At 56.0% G+C, this 24,718-nt stretch carries 24 protein-coding genes; 11 read left to right on the top strand and 13 right to left on the bottom strand.

All coding sequences use genetic code 11. From position 1 onward, the window contains the following. The first annotated feature begins 59 nt into the window (after positions 1-59). The 3 genes from AC6I8W_RS10030 to AC6I8W_RS10040 are packed head-to-tail and all read left to right on the top strand — an operon-like array spanning position 60 to position 1,351. Positions 60-329: a hypothetical protein gene (locus AC6I8W_RS10030; RefSeq protein ID WP_497838009.1), complete on the top strand. Its 270-nt coding sequence runs from the start codon at positions 60-62 to the stop codon at positions 327-329. A gap of 9 nt (positions 330-338) precedes the next feature. Continuing rightward, positions 339-776: a PTS sugar transporter subunit IIA gene (locus tag AC6I8W_RS10035; protein ID WP_497838010.1), complete on the top strand. Its 438-nt coding sequence runs from the start codon at positions 339-341 to the stop codon at positions 774-776. Then, on the top strand, positions 773-1,351 hold the full coding sequence (locus AC6I8W_RS10040; RefSeq protein WP_497838011.1) for a P-loop nucleotide/nucleoside kinase family protein: 579 nt from the start codon (positions 773-775) through the stop codon (positions 1,349-1,351). The genes AC6I8W_RS10035 and AC6I8W_RS10040 overlap by 4 nt, the downstream gene beginning before the upstream one ends. Here the strand turns inward: AC6I8W_RS10040 and AC6I8W_RS10045 are convergent. Next, positions 1,318-2,181 carry a DUF1932 domain-containing protein gene (locus AC6I8W_RS10045; RefSeq protein ID WP_497838012.1) on the bottom strand — a complete coding sequence of 288 codons (864 nt, stop codon included), beginning with the start codon at positions 2,179-2,181 and terminating at the stop codon, positions 1,318-1,320. The two genes, AC6I8W_RS10040 and AC6I8W_RS10045, sit on opposite strands and share 34 nt — an antisense overlap. Positions 2,182-2,340: 159 nt before the next feature. On the opposite strand from AC6I8W_RS10045, the gene AC6I8W_RS10050 reads away from it, so the two are divergent. After that, positions 2,341-3,135: an SDR family NAD(P)-dependent oxidoreductase gene (locus tag AC6I8W_RS10050; protein WP_497838013.1), complete on the top strand. Its 795-nt coding sequence runs from the start codon at positions 2,341-2,343 to the stop codon at positions 3,133-3,135. Positions 3,136-3,168: 33 nt separating this feature from the next. Here AC6I8W_RS10050 and AC6I8W_RS10055 read toward each other — a convergent pair whose 3' ends face one another. Continuing rightward, positions 3,169-3,492 (bottom strand): cupin domain-containing protein, encoded by a 324-nt coding sequence (locus AC6I8W_RS10055; RefSeq protein ID WP_497838014.1) that lies wholly within the window; start codon positions 3,490-3,492, stop codon positions 3,169-3,171. Positions 3,493-3,609: 117 nt separating this feature from the next. On the opposite strand from AC6I8W_RS10055, the gene AC6I8W_RS10060 reads away from it, so the two are divergent. Next, positions 3,610-4,248, top strand: a complete 639-nt coding sequence (locus AC6I8W_RS10060) for an RpiB/LacA/LacB family sugar-phosphate isomerase (protein ID WP_497838015.1) — start codon at positions 3,610-3,612, stop codon at positions 4,246-4,248. Positions 4,249-4,293: 45 nt separating this feature from the next. Here the strand turns inward: AC6I8W_RS10060 and AC6I8W_RS10065 are convergent, their stop codons facing one another. From AC6I8W_RS10065 to AC6I8W_RS10095, 7 genes are all read right to left on the bottom strand, one after another. After that, the gene (locus tag AC6I8W_RS10065) at positions 4,294-5,049 is read right to left on the bottom strand and encodes an ABC transporter ATP-binding protein (RefSeq protein WP_497838016.1); all 756 of its coding nucleotides are present in this window, start codon (positions 5,047-5,049) and stop codon (positions 4,294-4,296) included. A 9-nt stretch (positions 5,050-5,058) separates the two neighbouring features. Then, positions 5,059-5,925, bottom strand: a complete 867-nt coding sequence (locus AC6I8W_RS10070; protein WP_497838157.1) for an ABC transporter ATP-binding protein — start codon at positions 5,923-5,925, stop codon at positions 5,059-5,061. Continuing rightward, positions 5,897-6,802: an ABC transporter permease gene (locus AC6I8W_RS10075; protein WP_497838017.1), complete on the bottom strand. Its 906-nt coding sequence runs from the start codon at positions 6,800-6,802 to the stop codon at positions 5,897-5,899. Before AC6I8W_RS10075 ends, AC6I8W_RS10070 begins: the two co-directional genes overlap by 29 nt. Beyond that, positions 6,799-7,824 (bottom strand): ABC transporter permease, encoded by a 1,026-nt coding sequence (locus AC6I8W_RS10080; protein WP_497838018.1) that lies wholly within the window; start codon positions 7,822-7,824, stop codon positions 6,799-6,801. Before AC6I8W_RS10080 ends, AC6I8W_RS10075 begins: the two co-directional genes overlap by 4 nt. After that, positions 7,821-9,452 (bottom strand): ABC transporter substrate-binding protein, encoded by a 1,632-nt coding sequence (locus AC6I8W_RS10085; protein ID WP_497838019.1) that lies wholly within the window; start codon positions 9,450-9,452, stop codon positions 7,821-7,823. Before AC6I8W_RS10085 ends, AC6I8W_RS10080 begins: the two co-directional genes overlap by 4 nt. A gap of 60 nt (positions 9,453-9,512) precedes the next feature. Next, positions 9,513-10,667: a mandelate racemase family protein gene (locus AC6I8W_RS10090; RefSeq protein ID WP_497838020.1), complete on the bottom strand. Its 1,155-nt coding sequence runs from the start codon at positions 10,665-10,667 to the stop codon at positions 9,513-9,515. A 91-nt stretch (positions 10,668-10,758) separates the two neighbouring features. After that, positions 10,759-10,905, bottom strand: a complete 147-nt coding sequence (locus AC6I8W_RS10095; RefSeq protein ID WP_497838021.1) for a hypothetical protein — start codon at positions 10,903-10,905, stop codon at positions 10,759-10,761. A gap of 75 nt (positions 10,906-10,980) precedes the next feature. Between AC6I8W_RS10095 and AC6I8W_RS10100 the strand changes: the two genes are divergently transcribed. Together AC6I8W_RS10100 and AC6I8W_RS10105 are read left to right on the top strand one after the other, a co-directional pair. Next, positions 10,981-12,096, top strand: coding sequence for an ABC transporter substrate-binding protein (locus AC6I8W_RS10100; RefSeq protein WP_497838022.1), 1,116 nt, complete (start codon positions 10,981-10,983; stop codon positions 12,094-12,096). A 624-nt stretch (positions 12,097-12,720) separates the two neighbouring features. After that, positions 12,721-14,136, top strand: coding sequence for an MFS transporter (locus AC6I8W_RS10105; RefSeq protein WP_497838023.1), 1,416 nt, complete (start codon positions 12,721-12,723; stop codon positions 14,134-14,136). Between the two features lie 43 nt (positions 14,137-14,179). On the opposite strand, the gene idnD is transcribed toward AC6I8W_RS10105, so the two are convergent. From idnD to AC6I8W_RS10120, 3 genes are read right to left on the bottom strand one after another with little or no spacing between them, the layout of a single operon-like run. Beyond that, positions 14,180-15,220: an L-idonate 5-dehydrogenase gene (idnD, locus tag AC6I8W_RS10110; RefSeq protein ID WP_497838158.1), complete on the bottom strand. Its 1,041-nt coding sequence runs from the start codon at positions 15,218-15,220 to the stop codon at positions 14,180-14,182. Then, on the bottom strand, positions 15,220-16,590 hold the full coding sequence (locus AC6I8W_RS10115) for an MFS transporter (RefSeq protein ID WP_497838024.1): 1,371 nt from the start codon (positions 16,588-16,590) through the stop codon (positions 15,220-15,222). The genes idnD and AC6I8W_RS10115 overlap by 1 nt, the downstream gene beginning before the upstream one ends. 36 nt (positions 16,591-16,626) lie before the next feature. Beyond that, complete coding sequence (locus AC6I8W_RS10120) at positions 16,627-17,394, bottom strand: SDR family oxidoreductase (protein WP_497838025.1); 768 nt, start codon at positions 17,392-17,394, stop codon at positions 16,627-16,629. 286 nt (positions 17,395-17,680) lie between these two features. On the opposite strand from AC6I8W_RS10120, the gene AC6I8W_RS10125 reads away from it, so the two are divergent. From AC6I8W_RS10125 to AC6I8W_RS10135, 3 genes are all read left to right on the top strand, one after another. Then, positions 17,681-18,385: a FadR/GntR family transcriptional regulator gene (locus AC6I8W_RS10125; protein WP_497838026.1), complete on the top strand. Its 705-nt coding sequence runs from the start codon at positions 17,681-17,683 to the stop codon at positions 18,383-18,385. Between the two features lie 72 nt (positions 18,386-18,457). Beyond that, on the top strand, positions 18,458-19,711 hold the full coding sequence (locus AC6I8W_RS10130; RefSeq protein WP_497838027.1) for an enolase C-terminal domain-like protein: 1,254 nt from the start codon (positions 18,458-18,460) through the stop codon (positions 19,709-19,711). A 120-nt stretch (positions 19,712-19,831) separates the two neighbouring features. Next, positions 19,832-20,467, top strand: a complete 636-nt coding sequence (locus AC6I8W_RS10135; protein WP_497838028.1) for a DapH/DapD/GlmU-related protein — start codon at positions 19,832-19,834, stop codon at positions 20,465-20,467. A gap of 230 nt (positions 20,468-20,697) precedes the next feature. Here the strand turns inward: AC6I8W_RS10135 and AC6I8W_RS10140 are convergent, their stop codons facing one another. After that, positions 20,698-21,666: a GT-D fold domain-containing glycosyltransferase gene (locus tag AC6I8W_RS10140; protein WP_497838029.1), complete on the bottom strand. Its 969-nt coding sequence runs from the start codon at positions 21,664-21,666 to the stop codon at positions 20,698-20,700. Positions 21,667-22,242: 576 nt separating this feature from the next. Between AC6I8W_RS10140 and AC6I8W_RS10145 the strand changes: the two genes are divergently transcribed. Further along, positions 22,243-24,603 carry a membrane-bound PQQ-dependent dehydrogenase, glucose/quinate/shikimate family gene (locus AC6I8W_RS10145; RefSeq protein WP_497838030.1) on the top strand — a complete coding sequence of 787 codons (2,361 nt, stop codon included), beginning with the start codon at positions 22,243-22,245 and terminating at the stop codon, positions 24,601-24,603. Positions 24,604-24,718: the final 115 nt, after the last annotated feature.

The following is a 24,718-nucleotide window of genomic DNA, read 5'->3' on the forward strand; positions in this document are numbered from 1 at the left end:
GCATCTTTCATGACGTATTAACCTGAGGTGCCCTGGCGCCACTCGGGGCAGGAGACGCTATGTTTGGATTCAGGAAAAAGGTCCCGGAAAATAACGGGCAGGATCAGCAGGAAATAGATCGTCAGGCTGAAAGCATCAGCGAGAAAATTAATCTTCTGGAGCAGCAGCTGGAAAATAATCCACGGGCGGGTGACACGCAAAAGCAATTAATGCTGGAATATAATCGGGCATTAAGTTTATTTGCCAAAAGCCGCCGTTTTCGTCAGGAGATTGATCCGCTGTTCGTCAAAATCGATGAGCTGCGTAATACCATCCGCAAATCGATTTAAGGAGGCGGTATGAGCATCAAACAACTGTTGCAGGAGGCGAATGCGATTCAGGTGGGGGTTGCCAGCCGCGACTGGCGGGAAGTGATCAGTCTCGCTGCCCGGCCATTGGTGCAGGGCGGCTATGTCAACGCTTCCTATCCCGAGGCGGTGATCGCCAACACCCTGACGCACGGTGCGTATTACGTGTTTGAAGAAGGGATTGCTATTCCTCATGCCCGGCCAGAAACCGGGGTGCTGAAGGATTGCTTCAGCCTGATTGTGCTGGAGGAACCGGTCTCGTTCGACGGCAGCGACAAGGCGGATATCGTCATCATGTTTGGCGCGCGTGACAGTAATGCGCATATCGAGGAGGGCATCCGCGCGATTGTCACGATGCTGGAGGATGAGGAAACGCTGGTACGGCTGCGCAAGGCCAGCAGTGCGGCGGAGGTAATAGACATCTTATGACAACCCCCACTGAAGAAAAATGCGTGGTGCTGGTCAACGGCATTCCCGCCTCGGGTAAAAGCACGCTGGCGCGCGCGCTGGCCCAGCAGTTTGGCCTGCCGGTATTGACGCTGGATAGCCTGAAAGAGCCATTTATGGCCAGCTTTGCGCCGGTGGATCGCCTGCGTAACCGTCAGCTCGGCTGTGCGGCGTATCAGGCAATCTGGAAGATTGTCGGACAGGCACCGGCAAGCTGCGTGTATCTGATCGATGCCTGGTTTGGTTTTCAGCCCAAAGCGGTGCTGGAGGAGGGATTGCAGCACGCAGGGGTGACGCGGGTGCTGGAGCTATGGATGGCAATCACCCCGGATGAGGTGGTAGCACGCTATCAGGCACGGTTGGAACAGCGTATGCCGGGGCATCCGGGGGCGGAGTATCTGCCCGAACTGCGGCAACTGGCGGAGCGGGCGCAGCCGATGGCGCTGGGGCCGGTGTTGCAGCTGGATGCCCGCGCCCCGGATGTGGCCGCCGCGCAGGCCTGGTTGCAACGACAACTGCAGCGTCAGTCGACGCGGGCGCTATCCGCATCGGGCTGAAAGAATGCCGCCAGCAGGGCGCTGAGTTGCTGGTTTCCCTGGTGGTCGGCAGCCAACTGGCGGCATACCTCGCCTAAGGCCTGATACAGGCGATCGGTTGCCAACTCGCCCTGATTCAGCGTCGCGATTTCATCCATCTCCGCCGCCCAGCGCCAGGCTTTTGGCAGCATATCCGGGGCGGCTTTTTTCATTCTTTTCAGGATCTGTGGCTGGCTCTCAGCCATCTCTTCATGTAACGCATCTGCCGCACCGACACGACTGGCGTTAATCAGCATCGCCGACACTAACAAAGTGATGCCTTTATTGATCCCGGCGTAGGACATTTTCAGCGCCGACGCCGCGCCGTTTTCCGCCGGCATAATCCGCACGCGCAGGCCCAGTTCGCTCAAATCCGCTAACTGGCTGGCATGGGGGCCGGAAAACCAGAAACGCGGCCCGCCCGGATTTTGCTCGCCCGGCGGCAGCCCGATGATCGCACCATCAACAAAGGGTGTGCCGGTGGCTTCAATCACCGCCGCCACCTGTTGCAGCGTTTCCGGGCTGATGGCGTTGCAATCGACGTACAGCGGTTTACGCGCCGCCGCCTGTAAATGCGGAGCCATCTGCTGCGCCCAGCGCAGAGCAAACTCCGGTGGCAGAATGGAAAAAATAATGTCGGCGTCACACAGCGCCGCTTCACTGGCATCGATAATGTGCGCGGCCTGGGCGCGTTGTTGTGAGTCGGCAGATCGCTGGCTTAACGGGCTGATGACGCGCACGCCGTGCTGGGTCAGCACCGCCGCAACTGCCGCGCCCATCGCACCCGGTGCGGCAAAGGCAAGGGTTTTCATGATGTGGTCCCACGGGAGTGAAAACATTGAGTGTGGCTGCGTTTGGTCCGCTATTGGCAAACTCTTTGGTTACAAAGCATGTTTCGTTAATGCAGTGTGTGGTGTATCAACCAGGCTTTCCGATCGTGTGCAGGTATCGTAACTAACATGGAGAATGTGATGAAAATCGATCTACACGGTAAAACAGCGTTAATCACGGCGTCCACCGGCGGCATTGGGTTTGCCATCGCTCAGGGGTTGGCCGAGAGCGGAGCAGAAGTGGTGTTGAACGGGCGCAGTGAGGCATCGGTCAGCCGGGCGCGGGAAAAACTCAATGCTGCGGTGGCGGGGGCCAAAATCCATACTCATATCGCCGATTTGAGCAGCGCGCAGGGCGTTGAGACTTTGCTGAAGGGATTGCCCACCATCGATATTCTGGTGAATAACGCCGGGATCTTTGGTCCAAAAGATTTCTTTGCCACCGATGATGATACCTGGGAGGCCTACTGGCAGACCAACGTGATGTCTGGCGTGCGACTGTCACGCGCGTTGCTGCCGGATATGGTGAAGAAGGGGTGGGGTCGCGTGGTGTTTATCTCCTCGGAATCAGCGCGCAATATCCCGGTGGATATGGTGCATTACGGTGTGAGTAAAACCGCGCAGCTGTCGCTGGCGCGCGGCCTGGCGAAAGTGGTGGCGGGTTCCGGGGTGACGGTGAATAGCGTGTTACCCGGTCCGACGATTTCGGATGGTTTTGCCACCATGATGGCGGATGAGGTGCAACGCACCGGTAAATCGCTGGAGACGCTGGGAAAAGAGTTTGTGATGAGCCAGCGCCCAAGTTCGGTGATCCAGCGGGCCGCCACCGTGGATGAAGTGGCAAACATGGTGGTCTATGTCTGCTCCACCCAGGCCTCAGCCACCTCCGGTGCCGCACTGCGCGTCGATGGCGGCGTGGTGGATGATATTGTTTAACCAGGCAAAAACCGCGCGATTTATCGCGCATCTTTACCCAAGAAAATCCTCACGCTGCGGGGTAAAGGTATCCAGCAGCGTGCCTGCCTCAAGGCAGACACAGCCGTGCACCACATTTGGCGCTTTATATAAGGTGTCACCGGCACTCACTTCTTTGGTTACACCGTTGATGGTGAAGGCAAAGCGCCCGGAAAGCACATAGGTCAGCTGCTCATGCGGATGGTGATGCAAGGGGCCAATCGCCTCTTGTTCAAAACTGACCTCCACCGCCATCATGCGGCCACCGTGTGCCAGCACCCGGCGGGTCACGCCATTTCCCAAATCTTCAACCTGTGTGGCATTGCGGTAGATAAACATCGTCATTCCTCGCAGTTGTGTGACATAACTCACAAGCAAAAGGGCATTTCACTGCTGCATTTTACTGTTCTTTGATTAAAATGAAACGGTGTTTCAATTTAATATGAAGGATGGATCATGAAAATCGCGTTAATGATGGAAAACAGCCAGGCGGCCAAAAACGCCACCGTGTTAACTCAACTGGAGACGGTGGCACAACCGCTGGGCCATCAGGTGTTCAACGTCGGCATGAGCGACGAGCAGGATCATCATCTGACCTATATTCATCTCGGCATCATGGCTAGCGTGCTGCTGAACAGCAAAGCAGTGGATTTCGTTATCGCCGGTTGCGGCACCGGGCAGGGTGCATTGATGTCGCTGAACATCCATCCTGGCGTGGTATGTGGCTACTGCATCGATCCGGCTGACGCTTATCTGTTTGCCCAAATTAACAACGGTAACGCCTTGTCACTGCCCTTTGCCAAAGGCTTTGGCTGGGGTGCGGAACTCAACCTGCGCTTTATCTTCGAGAAAGCCTTCACCGGAGAGAAAGGTCTGGGTTATCCGCCAGAACGCAAAGAGCCACAGGTGCGTAACGCCGGAATCCTTAACCAGGTGAAAGCCGCGGTGGTTAAAGAAAATTATCTCGACACCTTGCGTGCGATAGATCCTGAACTGGTAAAAACAGCCCTGAGCGGTCCGCGACTGCAACATTGTCTGTTTGAGCATGGACAGAACGACGAGATTGCGCGTTTTGTGCGTGAGGTGGTGGCTTAAGCCACACCTCTCCGTAACGGCGCGATGCATCGCGCCGTTACGCCCTCAATGGGTTGTCAGTTGTGGATGTCGACTCGCGTCCACCAGCATCTGCGTATAAGGCACCGCCGCCTGTCCCGCCACCAACGCATCCACGCCCAGCGTTTCGAGTACTTTGCCGTGTTGCATCACCGCCACCCGATGGCACAGATGCGCCACCACCCCGAGATCGTGAGTGACCATCAGGTACGTCAGATTTTCCTGTTGCTGTAAATCACTCAGCAAATTCAGGATCTCCGCCTGCACCGACACGTCCAGCGCCGAGGTCGGCTCATCCAGCAGCAACACGCGTGGTTCCAGAATCAGGGCGCGGGCAATCGCCACGCGCTGTCGCTGACCACCGGAAAGCTGGTGGGGGTAGCGCGTTTGCCAGGCACGGTTCAGCCCGACTTTTTCCAGCATGGCGATCACCCGTTGCTGGCGCTGGCTGATACCATGAATATGCAGCGGCTCCTCAAGGATATCGCCAATGGTATGACGCGGATGCAGCGAGCCGTACGGGTCCTGAAACACCATCTGCACTTTGCGGCATAACTGGCGCGTGATGCGCTGTGTCAGCGGTTGATCGTCAATCATCAACGCGCCTTGCCAGTGGTTAAATAACCCGGCAAGACACTTCAGGACCGTGGTTTTGCCGGAACCGGACTCACCCACCAGGCCGAAGATTTCACCTTCCCGCACCAGGAGGTTGACGTCAAACAGCACCTGATGGCGCTGTTCATCCTCACCAAAACTCAGGTTAAGATTCTGTACCTCGATCATCTGTTCTCCTTAAGGTTGCAGCCAGCTAGCCTGACGTTGCAGCACCGGCAGCCGTGGACGGCGCTGGTCGATATTGGGCAGCGCCGCCAGTAATCCCTGAGTGTAGGGATGTTGCGCGCGATCCAGCTCGGCGGCGGCTAACGACTCCACCACTCGCCCGGCGTACATCACCAGTACCCGGTCACAAAAATGGCGCACCAGATTGATGTCATGGCTGATAAAAATTAGCCCCAGACCGCGTTGCTTCACCAAATCATCCAGCAATCCCAGCACCTGCAACCGTACCGAAATATCCAGCGCCGAAGTGGGTTCATCGGCGATCACCAGTTCCGGGTCGGTAATCAGCATCATGGCGATCATCACGCGTTGCCCTTGTCCACCGGAGATTTCGTGCGGATAAAGCTGATACACCCGTTCCGGATCGCGGATGCGTACCACATCAAGCATCGCCAGTGCGCGTTGACGGGCCTCGTCACGCTGGCCGGGATGATGACTCCGCCAGGCCTCGGCAATCTGTTCACCAATCCGTACCACCGGGTTGAGGGAGTATTTCGGGTCCTGCATGATCATCGAAATGCGTTTACCGCGGATGGCACGCATCTCGGCCGGGGTGGCGCGCAGCAGATCCAGCCCGGCAAACTGCATACGTTGGGCGGTGATCTGCGCACTGCGTGGATGCAGCTGCAACAGGGCGCGGCCGACGGTGGATTTACCTGAACCGGATTCGCCAACGATCGCCAGTTTTTCCTGCCCAAGCTGGAAGGAGACGCCGCGCACTGCCGGGGTAAGGTGGCGTCCATGAGCGAAACTGACCTGTAAATCTGCTACGTCGAGCAAGGGTTGGGCCTTACTCGCTGCGGGGATCGAGGATGTCACGTAAGCCATCTCCTAAGAAGTTGAACGCCAGACTGTTCACCAGAATCGCCAGACCCGGCACCGTCACCACCCACCAGCACTCCAGCATGTAGCTACGACCGCTGGCGATCATCGCGCCCCATTCTGGATCGGGCGGCTGTGCGCCGAGGCCGAGAAAACCCAACCCGGCAGCGGTAAGAATGATGCCTGCCATATTCATGGTGATACGGATAATCACTGACGGCAGGCACAGCGGGACAATATGTTTCCACAGCACGCGTAGCGGAGATGCGCCCTGTAACCGCACCGCCGAGATAAAGTCCGCCTGACGCAGCGACAACGCTTCGGCACGCGCCAGACGGGCGATGGGCGGCCAGGCGGTGAGGGTAATGGCGATCACCACATGCTCGAGACCGGGACCGAGCGCGGCGACAAAGGCCAGTGCCAGCACCAGACTGGGAAAGGAGATAAAGATATCGGTGACGCGCATCAGCACGCTATCCACCTTGCCGCCAAAATAGCCGGCGCTAACGCCAAGCAGCAGGCCAAGCGGGCCGACCGTGACCGACACCAGCAACACGATATACAGCGTGATGCGCGCCCCCCATACCAGGCGGCTGAAGATATCGCGACCAAACTCATCGGTGCCAAACCAGTGCTGGGCGCTGGGGGGACTGAGGGCGTTATTGAGATCCTGAATCAGCGGGTGGTAGGGCGCGATCCACGGCGCAAACAGCGCTGTCACCAGCAACAACAGGATAATCGCGCCGCCAATCGCGGTAAGTGGATTGCAGGCCATGCGCCAGATAAACTGGCCGCTACGGGTCGCAAAGCGGCGGCAGCGCGCCAGCCGCTCCTGCGCCGCGCTGGTGTAAGGGGTATCCAGCGAAATCGTCATACTTTAGTCCTCGGGTCGAATACCTGATAAAGCAGGTCAGAAACCAGGTTGAGCAGGACAAAAATCAGGCCGACCACCAGTACGCAGCCCATCACCGCATTCATATCACCCAGCATCAGGCTGCCGGTAAGATAGGAACCAAATCCCGGCCAGGAAAACACCGTTTCGATCAGCACCGCGCCTTCCAGCAGCGATCCGTAGGCCAGCGCCACCACCGTCAGCAGTTGCACCAGGATATTGCGGAAGGCGTGTTGCCAGATCACCTGCCACTCGGTCAGTCCCTTCACGCGTGCTGTCAGGATGAACTCCTGCGACAGTTGCGCCAGCATAAAACTGCGCGTCATGCGGCTGATATACGCCAGCGAGTGAAAGCCGAGCAGGGAAGCGGGCAGGATCAGGTGATTGATCGCACTGGCGAACACGCTGCCATTACCCGCCAGCAAGGCATCAACCAACAACAGCCCGGTGCGGCGCGGTACTAAGCCGTCGAGGCTGAAATCGACCCGTCCGGCTCCGCCAACCCAGCCCAGATGGGCGTAGAACAGCAGCAAACCGACCATCCCGACCCAGAAAATCGGTGTGGAATAACCCGCCAGGCTGATGATGCGCACCACATAATCCACCACGCCATTGCGCCGTGCCGCTGCCCAGACGCCGAGCGGCACACCCAAACCGGTGCCGATCACAATCGCCAGCGTCGCCAGTTCCACCGTGGCCGGGAAGACGCGCAGGATATCGTTGATCACCGGCTGGCCGGTCAGCAGTGCCATGCCAAGATTGCCGTGCAGCAGGCCATTGAGGTAGATAGCAAACTGCATCCACAAGGGTTTATCAAAGCCAAGCTGATGATAAACCTGCTGATAAGTGGCATGATCGGCATCCGGTCCGACAATCGCCAGTACCGGATCGAGCGGCATCACGCGGCCAATAAAGAAGGTTAACAGTAGCAGTCCCATCAGAGTGATCAGCACCTGCAACCCACGACTACGGATGCGCCGCCAGTGGCTTCGCGTCAGTTTCATGGTGTACCTCCCGCCAGACTATCCGGTGTTTTCCATACATCACGTAAGAAGGTGGTGGCGGAAGGGTGCGGGATATAATCCTGTACCCGGTTATTCACCACCACCGAATCGACCATTTGTGAAATCGGCATCAACGCCGGGATCAGTTGGTCATAGCGGCGCTGAATGGCGAAGTAATCCTGCTGCTGTCGGGCGCTGTCGCGCTCCAGCAGTGCCTGGTCGATCATCTGGTTGAGTTGGGCGTCGTAGAAACCGGTGCGCCAGCCCTGGAAATTGGTCAGTCTGGCGCTATCGGCGTTGTTCGGGTTGTAGACCAGCGAGCGCAGGCTGGAGTGGGGATGCGGTTCCACGCCGCTGCCGCCACGCCCGACCAACAGATTGAACTGTCGCTCGCGCATCGCCCCGTAGATCTGGTTACCGGTGCCGGTGACGATTTTGGCGCGAATGCCGCCCTGCATCAGCGTGGACTGAATGGCTATGGCGATATTCAGAAACGGCTGGTCAGCCAGCACGCGCAGGGTGGTATCAAACCCGTTGGGATAACCGGCTTCCGCCAACAACGTTTTGGCGCGGGGGATATCCAGTTTGTAGCCTGGGTCGGGGAGCGTGGCGGGCATCCCGGCCTGGATCGGACGCTGATGCAGTTCGCCATAGCCCGCCATCAGGCTTTTATTGATGCCCTGATAATCCACCAGATAGCGTATCGCCTCGCGCACTTTGGCACTGGCGAAATGCTTGTCCTTCATGCTCATCGCCAGATAATAAATCGTGCCTTTGGGCACTGCATCCACGCTGAGATCCGGATCGTGACGCAGCGCTTTGACATCCGGGATCGCCATGTTGCTGGCAATATCGATATCACCTTTTTCCATCATCAGGCGCAGCGTCTGCGACTCCTGCAAATGGCGGAACACCACGCGCGACAATTTCGGCACGCCACGCCAGTAGTCAGGATCGCGGTTGATGCGCAGCACGTCTTTCGCCTGCCAGACATCCAGGCGGAACGGGCCGGAACCGGCTTCATGGGTGGTCAACCAGCGGTTGCCCCAGTCACCGTTGCTGGCATGCGCCTGTACGGTTTTGCTGTCCAGTACCACCATGCTGCCGAGCGCCGCCAGTGAATACAGCACCAGCGTGGGATCGTTCGGCTTGGGGAGATGCAGGACGACGGTGCGGGTGTCAGGTGCGGTGATCATCTGGTCAACATTGTCTTTGCTGAAACCGTAGGATTTCCACACCGACGCCTGGGCCAGGTTCAGGTGCAACACCCGGCGCATCGACCATACCACATCGGCGCTGGAGAGCGGATTGCCAGAATGGAATGTGACATTGTCACGCAGATGGAAGGTGAGCTGACGATTATCCGGGCTGATCTCCCAGCGTTCTGCCAGCGCCGGACGCACGTGGGTAAGCTGGCGTGGGTCCAGCTCCACCAGTCCGTCATACAAATTCACCACGATACCCACCACCTCATTACCGGTCATCGCGGCGGGATCGAGGGTTAACAGGTTGTTCATATTCATGCCGATGATCAGCTGATCATCCGGCGTGGCGGCCCGCAAACCGGGGCTGGCCGCCAGCAGCAGCAGCGCGACGCAGCACGCTGTGCAACGGAGCAAAAGATTCATAAGCAAAGTCCAGCAGGTCAGAGGTTTATTGTTGTTTGCCGTACTGCTTGTGTCGGTGTGTTACCAGCGATTCAGGGTATGGGTTTCAATCCAACTAAAGTTGATATCCTCCCCCAGTCCGGGTCGGGTTGGCAGATGGACAAAGCCGTCGTTATCCATGGGATCGACCAGGCTGTTGAGATACGCAGGCGGTTGCTCGTAGTCGAGAAACGGATGCAGCAAGCCACGTTCGTACCAGCGGCAGTTGCGGATGGCACCGACGACCGCAAGGCTGGCGGCACCGTTGCCGTGGACTTCACAATCCATACCAAAGGATTCGGCCAGACTGGCGACTTTCAGGGTGGCCGAGATCCCACCCACGCCGTTGGCCCCGGCGCGCAAAATGTCGCAGGCTCCGGCGCGCACCCAGTCAGCGCGGCTGTGATGTTTGCCGCCGAGACTTTCCGGGCCGAGCACATCAATGCTCAGGTTATCGGCCAGCCAGGCATAAGACGCCATGCTCTCTTCCTCCATCGGTTCTTCAAACCAGGTGAAGTTGAGTTTTTCCAGTGCCTTACCGATGGTGAGGGCATCGCTGCGGCTGTACCAGTGGTATCCATCGAGCATCAGGGCGATATCTGGTCCAACCGCTTCACGCACCGCCGCACAGGCTTTGATATCCATGGTCGGGCTGGGAGCAAACGACACCGGCGGCATCCAGGTATGCAGCTTAATCGCGCGATAGCCGCGCGCCACCAACTGCTCGGCGAACTGCGCGTATTCATCGGGGGTCGAGAGACCACCCTCCAGTTGATCGCCACACATGGTGCTGCCATAGGCGGGAATGGTTTCGCGGTAGCCACCAAGCAGTTTATGCACCGGAAGTTGCAGCTTGCGACCAATCAGGTCCCACAACGCCTGTTCCACCGCCGACAGGGCGCGCTCGGTTAACTGATGGGCGCTGCCACGTTGCCAGTGCACCAAATCCTGCCATAACCGCTCGCGGTCAAAGGCGTTTTGTCCCAGCAACACTTTGCGGAAGAAGGCGTTGACTACATGCGGGCGAATCACTTCCGCTGGGGCAAAGGCATAGCCGCAATGGCCGTCTTCGCTGGTCAGGGTGAGCATTGCCAGTTGCGCATCGCTCTCCGGTCCGGGATGCGAATGCCCGGCGCTGTCCGATACACGGCGGGTGGGGTAACTGAACAGGGTGACATCAATAGCGCTGATCTTCACGGCAACTCCTCCGGGAATACATACCCATACCTGGGTGTTAATGAAAAATTAAAACGTTGTTTCATTTTTTAATCTAGCGTTCACCTTTTGTTTACGCATTAGCCAAAATGCGGTAAATCGCGGCGATAAATTGGGCAATTGCATGGGGTGTTGTGAGCGTTTTCACGAAAGGCGCACGTTTTGTGAGCGGCGACACAGCGCGGAGGATGTAAAAAAATGTGTCGCCAAGGCTTTTCATTTTGCTTCCGCCAGGTAATAGTGACGCCGCGAAATGCATTAATAATAATCATTATCATCTGTATGGGTAGATCACATGAAGAATTGGATGTTAGCGCTGGGGTTACTGACGGTCGCCTGTCATGCGTCCGCCAAAGTTATTACCGATGTTGCCGGGCGGCAGGTTGAGGTGGCGCAGGAGTCAAAACGTATCATTCTGGGGGAAGGGCGGCAGATGTACCTGCTGGCGGCCTTCGATACCGCAGCCCCTTTCCAACGTGTGGTGGGATGGCGCGATGATTTCCACAAGGCGGATTTCGATGGCTACATGGCGTATGAAAAACGCTACCCGCAAATCAAGCAGTTACCCACTTTTGGCGGTGCGAAAGATGGCACCTTCAACGTTGAGCAGGCGCTGACCCTCAAACCCGATTTGGTGTTAATGAACCTGGAATCGAAAGCGGCGACCGATGAAGGCAAATTGATTGAGAAGTTGCAGGCGGTGGGCATCCCAGTGGTGTTTATCGATTTCCGTGAGAAGCCGATGGAGCACGCGGAGCAGAGCATCCGCATTATGGGTGAGCTGGTCAACAAGCCACAACGTGCGGAGGAGATCATCGCTTTCCGCCGCGCCGAGATTGCCAAAGTGACCGATCGTCTGAAGAACTTTAACGGCAAACGCCCGAAAGTGATGATCGATCGTGCCGGTGGTTATACCGACGAGTGCTGCATGTCATTTGGTAACGAGAACTTTGGTCAGATGGTGGAACTGGCGGGAGGCAACAATATCGCGAAAGACCTGATCCCTGGCACCTTTGGCACCCTGAATCCTGAACAGATTATCGCCAGCCAACCGGATGTGGTGGTCGTGACCGGAGCCAACTGGAAGAACTACAACACCGTGGGTAAATGGGTCGGTGTGGGGCCGGGGGCTGACACGAAAGAAGCGGAAGCACGTTTGCGCGCGCTGATGATGCGCGATGCCTTTAAAACCCTGCCGGTGGCGCATAACGGTAACGCCCATGCGATCTGGCATCAGTTCTACGACAGTCCATACCAGTTTGTCGCCATTCAGGCACTGGCGAAGTGGCTGCATCCGGAGCTGTTTGCCGATCTGGATCCGGACGCCACTTTCCGTGAATTCCACGAGAAGTTCCTGCCACTGCCGTATCAGCCGGGTTATTGGGTGACATTACCGGCGGATAAGTCCTGATACGCGGGTTAAACTGCGGGCAATAAAAAAGGATTTGGCAGCAACGCCAAATCCTTTTTTCTGTTCACTCACCGGCTGGTGACCGTTTGGTGAACGGGGTGCTCAGCACTCATCACAAAACGAATCATAAATTGTGCAGAGAAAGATTTCAAGTTTAAAGAATATACTGTATGGTTATACAGGTGTTGGGTGCAGAGCGTGATCTCATTGCTTACTGATGACTCCCAGGGGCGCGGATTGTCAAAATCCCGGCAGGTACCAGGTGGTGCTGGCCTGTGGCTTTTACAATGAGCGCCGCTCAGCACTCATCACAGATGTGCTAAGGCGTTCGGCGGGTGGGGTCAAAGTCCCGAATGCCGTAAGGCGCGCTCCTGTCACAGGAGAAGGAAAGTGATGGAACTGGTTAGATTATTGCTGGACCTGGTCCGGGTTATCTTGCAGATCATCGTTGCCCTTTTGCAACTGACCGGTCAGGCTCACTGATCGGAACTTGAATCAAGGCGGAGCTAACCACTCCGCCTTTTTTCGTGCTCCGGCTAAAAACCCGCGCGATAAATCGCGTCGCTACATGTTAAGGTGAAGAATTCTGCTCGTATTTTCTGACCTTCACAGGACGCCAAAGGAATGCCACACCCTTCGTCGCAACCGACCGCCCCGGCTGGCAACACGCTCTGGCTGGCGCTGCTGGTCGCGCTGACTTTTTTTATGGAAAACCTCGATGCCACGGTGATCGTCACCGCAATCCCGCAGATGGCGCGTGAGTTTGCCGTTGGACCGGTGGCACTCAACGTCGGCATCAGCGCCTATTTACTAGCGGTAGCGATCTTTATCCCGATCAGCGGTTGGCTGGCTGGACGCTTTGGTGCGCGTAACCTGTTTGCCGCCGCGATTTTGTTATTTACCCTCGCGTCGGTGTTGTGTGGCATCAGCGATAACTTGCCACTGTTCACCTTTAGTCGGGTGTTGCAGGGCGTCGGTGGGGCACTGATGGTACCGGTCGGGCGCATGGTGGTGCTGGGGGTGACGGCGAAGAAAAACATGGTGAAAACCATCGCCGTCATTACCTGGCCCGGACTGATTGCGCCAGTGCTGGGGCCGCCGCTCGGTGGTTTTATCGTCACTTACGGACATTGGTCGTGGATCTTCTGGCTGAATATTCCGTTAGGCATTCTGGCGCTGGCCGCGACCTGGCGGCTGGTGCCGCAAAGCCGTAACAACGCGACGCGAGCGTTTGATGGTCAGGGCTTTGTCTATACCGCCTTAGCCTGCGTGGCGTTGGTCAGCGGACTGGAGCTGCTCGGCCACAGCGAACTGCTCAGCGGATTGTTGCTGATGCTGGTGGGTAGCGTCAGCGCGGTGTTGAGCTATCGCCACAGCCTGCGCCATCCGGCACCGCTGTTGCCCTTTGGTACGCTGGCCATTCCCACCTTCCGTAGTACGGCGATTGCCGGGTCGTATTTCAGGGCGTCGATCAACGCCATTCCCTTCCTGTTGCCGCTGCTGTTTCAGCTCAGTTTTGGCTGGAGTGCCGTGCAGGCAGGTTCGATGGTGTTATGGGTTTTTGCCGGGAATCTGGCGATGAAACCGGCCACCACCTGGCTGATGAACCGCTTTGGTTTCCGCCGCATCTTGCTATGGAATGGCCTGATCAGCCTGCTGGCAGTCCTGAGTTGTGTGCTGCTCAGTCCCTCGCTCAGCTATTTCGCCATCGCCACCATTCTGTTTATCGGTGGGCTGACGCGCTCGCTGCAATTCAGTTGCTACAACAGCCTCGGTTTTGCCGACGTGCCGCAGGAGAAGATGGCGGATGCGTCGGTGATTTTCAGTATCTTTTTCCAGTTCAGCATGAGTGCGGGCATCGCGTTTTCGGCGCTGCTGATGCGGATCTCAATGGGGTGGCGCGACAGCAACGTGCCGGGCCAGATGGATGTGAACGTGGCTTTTATCGGTATCTCGCTGTTGGTGGCCTGTTCGCTGGTGAATGTCTGGCGGCTGGAAAAGACTGCCGGGCAGCAGCTGCTGAAACAAAGAAACAGCTGATCCGCAACGGCGCGATTTATCGCACCGTTGCGTCAGCCGCAGGTTAGAACACCAGTTGTACCTTGGCCGCGCGCTCTTTATCGGCGGCCAGCTCCAGTGCGCTGATCGCCTCGGTCATCGCTATCTCAGCGGAAAGCAGCGGCAGGGGGTTGATCTTGGCGGATTCCAGCCAGCGCACGGCGGTGGTGAACTCACCGGTAAAGCGGAAGGAACCGCGCAGCTGCACTTCTTTGACCAGCAGCGGGCCGACAGGATAATTTACTTCAGGTGCTCCCATCCCCAGTTGCACGATAATGCCGCCAGGGCGGGTAAAACTGACGGCAGAAGCCACGGCAGCGGTGGCACCGGAAGCTTCAAAGCAGACATCAAATACGCCGCCATTTTCCGTCCAGCCTTGGGTGATATCTTCGTCGCGTGGGTCGGCCGTCAGGCTGGCCCCCATTTGCTGCGCCAGATCGCGGCAACGTTCGCTGATATCGGTCGCCATCACCTCGGTCGCGCCCGAGGCCAGCGCGGCGGCGATCACCAGACAACCAATCGGCCCCGCTCCTGTGACCAGCACGCGTTTCCCGGTCAAATCACCGGCCTGACGCACCGCATGGATACACACCGCCAGCGGCTCAGCAAAGGCGATAATTTTCGGGTCTGATTGGGCATCAAAGGGCACGCACTGCAACGGGTTGACGGCGACGTAGTCAGCAAATCCACCGTTAACGTGCGGATAGAACTGGGCGCTGCCCATAAAGCGCATCGAACGGCAGAGATTCTGTTTACCCTCCAGACAAAACCCACACTGCTGGCAGGGCTGCGAAGGGTTGATCGCCACCCGTTGACCTGGCTGCAAACCGCTATCTGCCGGCGCCTGATCGACAATGCCGACAAACTCATGTCCCAGTACCATCGGCGCTTTTAACACCGACATCCCCGCCCGGCCATGCTGATAATAATGAATATCGGAACCGCAAATACCGCCACGTTCAACGCGCACCAACACCTGATGGTCGTGCCATTCAATATCGCGGGATTCACAGCGCACATCATGTGCGGCGCGAACCACCACTGCCTTAACTGTTTTCTGCTGCATCATGCTTCCCTCTGTATATTAGTTGGAGTATCAAGGCGTCGATCGGCATGGTCTTGCTGCTTTTCGTCGGGGGGCGTCAGCACTTCAATTTTCCCGACCAGCAACAGATAAGCCAGGAACCCGCACAGGGCCACGGCGGCGATGTACCACATCGCGTACTGGAAGTTTTGCGTGCGCTGCAAAATCACGCCAATAATGATCGGGCTGACGATGCCGGACAGGTTGCCGAAAATATTCAGGAAGCCGCCAATGGTGCCGATCAACTGGCGCGGAATCACGTCACTGCACACCACCCAGCCAAGGTTGGAGAAGGCGTTGGCAAAGAAGGCGATGGATAAGATGGAGATGGCAATCACCGGACTGTCCTGGAAAAAATTCACCAGCGCAATCGAGCAGGTCAGCAACATGCCAGCCATCACCGGCAGCTTACGGGCGAAGGTGCGGCTGTGGCCGCGTTTCAGCAGCATATCACTCAGGGTGCCGCCACACAGGACGCCCGCCATCGCCATCAGATAGGGGAACATGGCACCAATCCCGGCTTTATCAATCGACAGGTGCAACCCTTTCTCGAGGTAAACGATAAACCACGTCAGGAAAAAGTAGAGGGTGGAGGAGGCGGCGAACTGCGCGATAAACAATCCCCAGGTTGTGCGCTGACGCAGGATGTAGCGCACGGACGACCAGTTAACACCCGGATTCTGCTGCAATGAATGGCTGGAGCCATAGCCACCGCCCTGGCGAATCACCGCCAGTTCCGCATTGTTGACGCGGGAACTGTGCTGCGGGTCGCGGTAGGCGATCAGCCAGTAGATGCCGAACACAATGCCAATCAGCCCTGAGATGTAAAACGACATCTCCCATCCCCACCGGCTGACAATAAACGACAGCGCAGGCGTCAACAGGGCCAGGCCGATATATTGCGCGCTGGAGTAGGTGGCGGTGGCGCGGGCGCGTTCATGGTCGGGGAACCAGGTGGCGATGATTTTAGTGTTCGAGGGGAAGGAGGGCGCTTCCGCCACGCCGATCAACGCCCGGCACACCAGCAACATCATAAATGAGGCGGTAGCAGTGGTGAAAAAGTGATGCGAAGCCAGCCCCATCAGCAGGGTAAAGACGCTCCACAATACGATGGCGCTGCCATACAGCCAGCGTGAACCAATGCGGTCGAGCAGATAGCCCACCGGGATCTGGCTCATGGCGTAGAACCAGGTGAACATCGAGAACAGCAGCCCCAGTTGGGTTGCTGAGAGGAAGAACTCTCCCTGGATGTGAGAGCCAGCAACGGACAGGTTAGCCCGGTCCATATAGTTAATCGCGGTGACAACAAACAACATCGCCAGAACAGAAAGTCGGGTACGAGTCGGTTTCATATTCAGCCTTTACCGTGCAGGTTTTTTTTCGGTAATTTACAGGGTCGCCAGCCAGCCGCCATCGACATAGATCATCTGTCCATTGACGTAATTCGAGGCATCAGAGGCGAGATAAACAGCGGTGCCAATCAGTTCTTCAGGTTTCCCCCAGCGGCCGGAAGGGTTGCTGCTGCATACCCATTGATTGAATTCGGCGTTGTCGACCAGCGCCGCGTTCATATCGGTCAGGATGTAGCCTGGCCCGATGCCGTTGCTCTGGATATTGAATGGCGCCCATTCGGCCGCCATCGATTTGGTGAGCAGTTTGATGCCGCCTTTGGCAGCGGTGTAGGGTGCCACCGTCGCGCGGGCGGCTTCACTGGTCAGCGAACCGATATTGATGATCTTGCCGCCGCTGTTGCGTGCCACCATGCGACGGGCCGCCGCGCGTGCCACCAGAAAGGCGCTGGTCAGATTGACGTCCAGTACGCGCTGCCAGTCGGCCAGCGCCAGTTCCAGCATCGGTTTGCGGAACTGGATCCCGGCGTTATTGATCACGATATCCACCGCGATTTGCTCAGCATCCAGCCTGGCGAAAACCGCCTCGATTTCGGCTTCATCCGCCACATTGAACAGGTATCCGCGTGCATCGCAGCCCTGGGCTTTGAGGCTTGCCAGTGCCTGTTGCAGATGTTCTTCACGCGTGCCGTTGAGAATCACGCGAGCGCCAGCCTGTGCCAGACCCTGTGCGTACGCCAGGCCAAGGCCACGAGTCGAACCGGTAATCAGCGCGGTTTTGCCGCTGAGGTTAAATAAGTTTTGCATAGAGTTTTATCCCTTGATGTAACATGACTAACAAGTTGCATGGGGACGTTGTACGTGAAGCCACGATCGACAGCAATTACCTGGCTCAGTAATTGCCGATTAGCTCACAGTTTTGCGCAGAGAGTGTCTTGACGGAAATCAATGAAATTGTCTTTAACTCTATGAATTTAAATTAATTATAGGCGTGATGGCGTGCCGGGTGTTTGGCGAGCGGATCATTTTCCCCTTGTCAGCCGGACACTGAAACGTTACAACTTCATACATGTAGGACAAGTGGGAACAGCGGGTGAGCCTGGAAAGTATCCAAAAGCATAATGTCGTCGACGTTATCTACGAACAGATGAAGCAAAACATTCAGAATGGCGTCTGGGAATCAGGCTGCAAGTTGCCTTCGGAAGCGGAGTTAACCGCCACCTTTCAGGTCAGCCGTGTCAGCGTGCGCAGTGCGGTACAGAAACTGCGTGATTTGGGTGTGGTGGTGACGCATCAGGGGAAGGGGACTTATGTGACCCGCGACCTGGCACGCTATGACGCCTTCAGTAACAACGCGCCGATCCTGCATCTGTCGCAGGAGGAGTTCGATGATATGCGGGTGTTTCGCCAGACGGTGGAATTCCGTTGTATGGAGCTGGCGGTGCAGAACGCCACCGATGAAGACGTCCAGGCGCTGGAAAAGGCGTTGAATCGCATGTTAGTCAGCCGTGACGACTACAAAAAATATTCGCTGGCCGATTATGATTTTCATCTGGCGATCGTCAAAGCCTCCCATAATAAGGTGTTTATTCATGTGATGGAGTCCCTGAAGGGGATCTATGTGCATTACCTTGAGGAGTTGAACCGGGTGTTGGGCATTACCCTGGAGAGCGTGGAAGCCCATATCAAGGTATTTATGGCACTGAAGAACCGTGATGCTACGCTGGCAACGGAGACATTAAACAGCGCCATGACCCACAACGTGCATGCTATCGAAGACGTGCGCCACAATTCTTAATGCAAAAAGCCCGTCGCGGGCTTTTTTTATCAAACAACATGTAGGACATCATACAGGATAAGCGAGGATTTCATGAGCGAACTGAAAATTACTGACGTCAAAACCATCCTCACCGCCCCTGGAGGCATTGACCTGGTGGTGGTAAAGATCGAAACCAGCGAACCGGGACTGTACGGCCTTGGCTGTGCCACCTTTACCCAACGTATTTATGCGGTGGCGGCCGCGATTGAAAATTACATCAAACCCTTTTTAATCGGCAAAGATCCGGCGCGTATCGAGGATTTGTGGCAGTCAGCCGCCGTCAGTGGTTACTGGCGCAATGGTCCGGTGATGAACAATGCCCTGTCAGGCATGGACATGGCGCTGTGGGATATCAAAGGCAAACTCGCTAACCTGCCGGTGTATCAACTGTTGGGCGGCAAATGCCGCGATGGTATCGCGCTTTACCGGCACTGCGACGGCGCGGATGAAATTGAAGTCGAGGACAATATTCGGGCGCGGATGGAGGAGGGTTACCAGTATGTTCGTTGTCAGGTAGGGATGTACGGTGGTGCAGGGACCGATGATCTGCGCCTGATCGCCGGGAAACTATCACGGGCGAAAAACATCCAGCCTAAAGTGTCACCACGCAGCCAGACCCACGGTGTCTGGTTTGATCCAGATGCCTATGCGCGTGCCGTACCGCGTTTGTTCGATCATCTGCGAAACAAGCTGGGTTTCGGGGTGGAATTTATCCATGACGTGCACGAGCGCATCACGCCGATTGCCGCGATTCAGATGGCTAAATCCCTTGAGCCGTATCAACTGTTCTTCCTCGAAGACCCGGTGGCACCGGAAAACATCGACTGGTTAAGCAAACTGCGTACGCAGAGCAGCACCCCGGTAGCGATGGGGGAACTCTTTACCCAGATCAACGAATGGAAGCCGCTGATCCAGCAGCAATTGATCGATTACATCCGCTGCCATGTCAGCACCATTGGCGGCATCACTCCGGCGAAGAAGCTTGCCACCCTGGCGGAGTTGTACGGTGTGCGCACCGCCTGGCACGGCCCAGGTGACATCTCACCGGTTGGCGTGGCGGCCAATCTGCATATCGATATGAGTATCACCAACCTGGGGATTCAGGAATATACGCCGGTCAATGAAGCGCTTCAGGCGGTGTTCCCGGGTTGCCCGGAAATTGATCGTGGCTACGCCTACCTGAGTGAACGTCCGGGGTTGGGGGTAGATATTGATGAGAAACTGGCCGCGAAGTATCCGGTTTCCGGTGGTCTGCCCGAGTGGACCAATGCACGTTTGCCGGATGGCACCGCAGCTCGCCCATAAATGCTGCGCCAGATGGCATGTTGCCATCTGGCTGTCATCTTGTCCGGTTAGGTTGATGTCTCGTCGCTGCCCTGGCGCAGCTCAGTTATCCAGACATCTGACCACTACGGAGTTTTCGCTATGGCACTCGCTGCTGTGCAACCGGCCAAACTGCAACAAACCGTCATCGATCCCAGCGTGCGTATGCGTGAGACCCACATTGGTCAGCAGTGTGAAATCCTCGCCCACAGCTATCTCGAATACAGCGAACTGGGTGATTTTTCCTATATAGGTGAGCATTGTTGCATCGCTGACAGCCAAATTGGCCGCTTTACCGCGATCGCTAATCAGGTACGCATCGGTGCGCCGAATCATCCGATGGATCGTGCTTCGCAGCATCGTTTTACCTATTGTCCTGAGTACTATGACAGCCAGACGCAGCGTGACAGCGCATTTTTTGCCGAGCGCCGTGCTGACCGGGTGATCATCGGCCACGACGTATGGATCGGCCATGGGGTGATCGTGCTGCCTGGGGTGACGGTAGGCGATGGCGCGGTACTGGCGGCGGGTGCGGTGGTAAGCAAGGATGTCGCGCCATACTCCATTGTCGGTGGTGTCCCGGCCAGACCCATCCGCATGCGCTTTACTCCAGCAATCGCCGCACAGTTGCAGGCAATTGCCTGGTGGCACTGGCCGCTGGAGAAACTGATGGCGCATCTCGGCGATTTTCAGTCCGGGGATATCGCGGCATTTTGCCAGCGTCATCAGAACCAGTAGCGGGGATGTCGTAGCGGCGCGATTTATCGCGCGGTTAAAGATGCGCGATAAATCGCGCGGTTATAAAGATGCGCGATAAATCGCGCCGCTACGGAATGTGCATCAGGCGTCGTGTGGTTTCTTTCCGGTTATCTCAAGCAATCTCAAAAAAACCATTTTTTGAGATTGCTTGAGATAAAGAGACGTTGTCCCGGCGATATTCGTCGCAACGTACAGTGCTGAGTGGTGTTTTACACCATCGGCTGGCGTAGTGGTGACGGGATTGGCACCGCTTCCGGTGTCAATCCGACATGTTGCAAAATCTGGCTGCGATAGTGTTCATCGGTGTCACGCACCTCATCACTTAATAACACGCCGACTTCATTGACGTTCTTCCCGGCCACTTGCACCTTGTCGCGTGCGGCGCTGCGCATCCACTCGTATTCGATATCGATGTGTCCACTGTCTATGCATCGAATACCCTGTTGGCTGAGATCGTACGCCAGCACCGTGGCGGTGGGGCCAAGTGAAATCAGTACCATGTCAAAATGGCGGCCATGTGCCAGCACGGCGCTATATAATTCGTTGTAAACTGAAAAGGCATTGCGGTTCAGGGTGGTAATACGCTTTATTTCACGCGCACCGGCTAGCAAATCATTCCCCATTCCCAAACGCGTGCCACTGCCCTCCACGATTAAAATTTTTTTATCTCTGAATAATTGCTGGAATTTAGCAAAAATCACCGTGGATAAGGTTTTGTCTTTATAGTCATGATAAGGGCGCGTCACCGAAGTGTTGCCATATAAATATTTTCTACTTAACAATGGCTCGTAACGCAGAAAACAAAATGCCTTATGAAAAAACCAGAACAGGGCCGAGCCAAAACGCATATTTCGGGTGCTGCGAAAGGCATCCGGCAGACATAATAAACAGTTGGGGTTATGATTCACGCCCCGCCGCAAGATCTCTTTTAAGCGGATCGATAACCGTTCATCAAATGCCTGAAAACCAATGTTTTTAAACAACGTCATCTCCAGTTCACCATCGCCATAGCGGCTGATGGAGAGGTGATTATTGTTTAATAGCAGATCAATCGTCTGCTCGGGTGACAACACCTTATATTGTCTGACACGGGCATTGGCACGGGGATATTTTAATGCAGCATGGGTGAGCTTAAAGGGAAACCGTAATTTGCGATAAAGTGAATTGGCACTGATCATCGTTAACCTTCTTCTTATAAGCAGACTTACTCCAGAACAGTCGCGTGACTTATATCACAACCCCCTGAGTCAGGGAGGCTGAGGAAACTCTCAAAAACCCCACACTGTGCAGTGTCTTATCATTAATAAATACCTTTCAGGCGCGTACTTAATTAAAAAATGAATAAAATTGCCGTCATAGCAATGAGGTAAGGAAGCATGTATGGGAATAATCGCAATGAGCGAAAACTGACCGGTTAAATTAATTCATTTGATGCAGAATTATGCAGATTGCATCGTGGCGCGATTTATCTCGCAGATTTATCGAGGTTATGGTTAATCACTGAATGAACAAAAGATGCTATTTATCCTCACCAATGATTAATTCTCCCCATCAATAATGAAACGTGATTTCAATCACAGATTGATGTGCTCTGCGGCAGGTTGAAATCAGCTGCGCTAAATTGATAAGCGTTTCTTACGATACATTCAGACATGCGGTTTAGCATTTCCTTAACGTTGGTTAAAATTATGTTGAACATCTGTAGGTTTCTTTTAAGAGAATTTAGGTCGTTTTGCAAAGCTTGAGGGATAAGCATGGTTAACAAACTAACCAGTATCGTATTGGGGATACTGGGCATCGCGCTGCTGTATATGGGCGGTAAGCTGCTGATGCTGGGAGGAAGTGCATTCTATGCACTGATGGCGGTCGGATTACTGATTACCGCGATTTTGCTGTTCAGACAACAACGTAGTGCACTGACGCTGTATGCCGTCCTGATGTGGATTACGCTGGTGTGGATTATCTGGGAAGTGGGCTTTGATAAGTGGCAATGGATTCCGCGCGGTGATCTGTTTGGCGTGATCGGCCTGTGGCTGGCCATGCCGTGGGTGGTAAAGCCGCTGTATCAGGCACAACGTCGCTTCCATCCGTTACTGGGTGGTACGGTGATCGTTATGATTCTGGTGGTGATTGGTCTGTGCTTCTATGACCCATTGCCGCAGGCTGGCACCATCACCAATGAGCGCGCACAGGGCAGCCAGCAGGGCGCTCAGGATGACTGGACCGCCTACGGCGGAACAACCGACGGTCTGCGTTTCTCGGCGCTGAATCAGATCACTAAAGATAACGTCAAAGACCTTGAAGTGGCCTGGACCTATCACACGGGCGATCTGCGTCAGGGTGATGACGCCAGTGAATACACCTTCGAAGCCACGCCGCTGAAAGCCAACGGCATGCTCTATTTCTGTACTCCGCACAATGAAGTCCATGCGCTCGACCCGGAAACCGGTGCGGTGAAGTGGAAATATACTCCGGCGAAAGATCGCTCGTATTTGCAGCAGCACCAGACCTGCCGTGGCGTGAGCTATTACTCGCAAACGCCAGTTGCGGAGGATAGCTCCTCGGCTAATCCGGCCATCTGCCGTAAGCGCATCTTCAATGCCACCACCGATGCGCAGTTGATTGCGCTGGATGCAGATACCGGCAAACCTTGCGCGGACTTTGGCAACAATGGTGTGGTGGATTTGCACAGCAATATGGGCGAAGTCCGTCCACATGCGCTGATGCAAACTGCGGCACCGCTGGTGGCGGGCAATCTGGTGATTGTGGGCGGCTCTGTGATGGACAACGGATTCAACAGCGGCAATCCGTCGGGAGTGATCCGTGCTTATGATGTGCAGAGCGGCCGTCTGGTGTGGAACTTTGATCCGGCTAACCCGGAAAACACCGCGCCGGTTGCGGCGGGTCAAACCTATCCGCAGGATACCCCGGTTGCCTGGGGAACGCTGAGTGCCGATCTGAAAAATGGTCTGGTATATGTGCCGTTCGGCAACGCCTCGCCGGATGAAGTCGGCATTGAACGTGATGCGAACAGCAACACCGAGAAGTTCCGCGATGCGCTGGTGGCGCTGGATCTGCACACCGGTGCTTTCAAATGGCGTTATCAAAGTTCTAACCACGACCTGTGGGACCGCGATAATCCGTCACAGCCGTCGCTGGTGGATATCGATTATCAGGGCAACCGTCAGCCGGTCGTGATTCTGCCAACCAAAACCGGCAACCTGTTTGTGCTGAACCGTCTCACCGGGCAGCCGGTCTATCCGGTGAATCAGGTGCAGGTATCAACCGAGGGTGGCGTAGAGGGCGAGAAGTTTGCCGCCACGCAACCGGTCTCCAGCCTGAACTTTATTCCGCAGCCGTTGACGGAAAAATCGATGTGGGGCATTACGCCGTTTGACCAGATGTCATGCCGTATCGACTTCCGCACCCTGCGTTACGATGGCAATCCGTGGACGCCGGCCACCGAGAAAGGGTCGCTGATCTTCCCTGGCAACATCGGCGTGTTCAACTGGGGTTCGGTGGCAGTTGATCCACAGCGTCAGCTGTTGATTGCGGCACCGGTGCGCCTGGCCTACAAATACACCTTGATTAAGCGTACCCCGCAGACGGCCACTGAACGCATGTTCACCAAAGATGGTCAGCCCTACTGGAATGAAAACTTCCACGGTGATTACGCTATCCATATCCAGCAATTGGCCTCCGATCTTGGCATTCCGTGCATTGCTCCGCCGTGGGGCCGGATGGTGGGTGTGGATCTGAAGACCGGTAAAACCGAATGGTTGCGTCGTGTCGGCACCACCAAAAACCTCAACACCAGTTTCCTGCCGGGTCGCTTCCCGATTGGTTTCCCGATGGGGATGGTGGCGCACGGTGGTCCGCTGGTGACGGCGGGTGATGTGGTGTTCCACGGTGCCACGGCAGATAACTTCTTCCGTGCCTACGACAGCACCACCGGCGAGTTGCTGTGGCAGACCGAGCTGAGTGCTGGCGCGCAAGCCACGCCATCCACCTTTATGGGCAAAGATGGTAAGCAGTATGTGGTGATTGCGGCGGGCGGTCACGGTTCACTCGGTACCAAACAGGGTGATAGCGTGGTGGCATTCCGCCTGAAGTAAGCTAAAAAAATGCCTTGTCGTAATACGGACAGGGCATATTTCATCTGTAGCGGCGCGATTTATCGCGCATTCAAAATCAAAGGTGCGCGATAAATCGCGCCGCTACTGTCAGGGG

Source organism: Pantoea sp. X-Soil-TKNS-1211, from assembly GCF_059730495.1.

Coding starts and splice junctions, on each gene's coding strand:
- AC6I8W_RS10085 (WP_497838019.1), bottom strand. CDS start 9,452: ATGAATCTTTTGCTCCGTTGCACAGCGTGCTGCGTCGCGCTGCTGCTG.
- AC6I8W_RS10100 (WP_497838022.1), top strand. CDS start 10,981: ATGAAGAATTGGATGTTAGCGCTGGGGTTACTGACGGTCGCCTGTCAT.
- AC6I8W_RS10035 (WP_497838010.1), top strand. CDS start 339: ATGAGCATCAAACAACTGTTGCAGGAGGCGAATGCGATTCAGGTGGGG.
- AC6I8W_RS10095 (WP_497838021.1), bottom strand. CDS start 10,905: ATGAAAAGCCTTGGCGACACATTTTTTTACATCCTCCGCGCTGTGTCG.
- AC6I8W_RS10065 (WP_497838016.1), bottom strand. CDS start 5,049: ATGATCGAGGTACAGAATCTTAACCTGAGTTTTGGTGAGGATGAACAG.
- AC6I8W_RS10120 (WP_497838025.1), bottom strand. CDS start 17,394: ATGCAAAACTTATTTAACCTCAGCGGCAAAACCGCGCTGATTACCGGT.
- AC6I8W_RS10105 (WP_497838023.1), top strand. CDS start 12,721: ATGCCACACCCTTCGTCGCAACCGACCGCCCCGGCTGGCAACACGCTC.
- AC6I8W_RS10055 (WP_497838014.1), bottom strand. CDS start 3,492: ATGTTTATCTACCGCAATGCCACACAGGTTGAAGATTTGGGAAATGGC.
- idnD (WP_497838158.1), bottom strand. CDS start 15,220: ATGCAGCAGAAAACAGTTAAGGCAGTGGTGGTTCGCGCCGCACATGAT.
- AC6I8W_RS10050 (WP_497838013.1), top strand. CDS start 2,341: ATGAAAATCGATCTACACGGTAAAACAGCGTTAATCACGGCGTCCACC.
- AC6I8W_RS10140 (WP_497838029.1), bottom strand. CDS start 21,666: ATGATCAGTGCCAATTCACTTTATCGCAAATTACGGTTTCCCTTTAAG.
- AC6I8W_RS10060 (WP_497838015.1), top strand. CDS start 3,610: ATGAAAATCGCGTTAATGATGGAAAACAGCCAGGCGGCCAAAAACGCC.
- AC6I8W_RS10080 (WP_497838018.1), bottom strand. CDS start 7,824: ATGAAACTGACGCGAAGCCACTGGCGGCGCATCCGTAGTCGTGGGTTG.
- AC6I8W_RS10145 (WP_497838030.1), top strand. CDS start 22,243: ATGGTTAACAAACTAACCAGTATCGTATTGGGGATACTGGGCATCGCG.
- AC6I8W_RS10040 (WP_497838011.1), top strand. CDS start 773: ATGACAACCCCCACTGAAGAAAAATGCGTGGTGCTGGTCAACGGCATT.
- AC6I8W_RS10130 (WP_497838027.1), top strand. CDS start 18,458: ATGAGCGAACTGAAAATTACTGACGTCAAAACCATCCTCACCGCCCCT.
- AC6I8W_RS10135 (WP_497838028.1), top strand. CDS start 19,832: ATGGCACTCGCTGCTGTGCAACCGGCCAAACTGCAACAAACCGTCATC.
- AC6I8W_RS10075 (WP_497838017.1), bottom strand. CDS start 6,802: ATGACGATTTCGCTGGATACCCCTTACACCAGCGCGGCGCAGGAGCGG.
- AC6I8W_RS10045 (WP_497838012.1), bottom strand. CDS start 2,181: ATGAAAACCCTTGCCTTTGCCGCACCGGGTGCGATGGGCGCGGCAGTT.
- AC6I8W_RS10115 (WP_497838024.1), bottom strand. CDS start 16,590: ATGAAACCGACTCGTACCCGACTTTCTGTTCTGGCGATGTTGTTTGTT.
- AC6I8W_RS10030 (WP_497838009.1), top strand. CDS start 60: ATGTTTGGATTCAGGAAAAAGGTCCCGGAAAATAACGGGCAGGATCAG.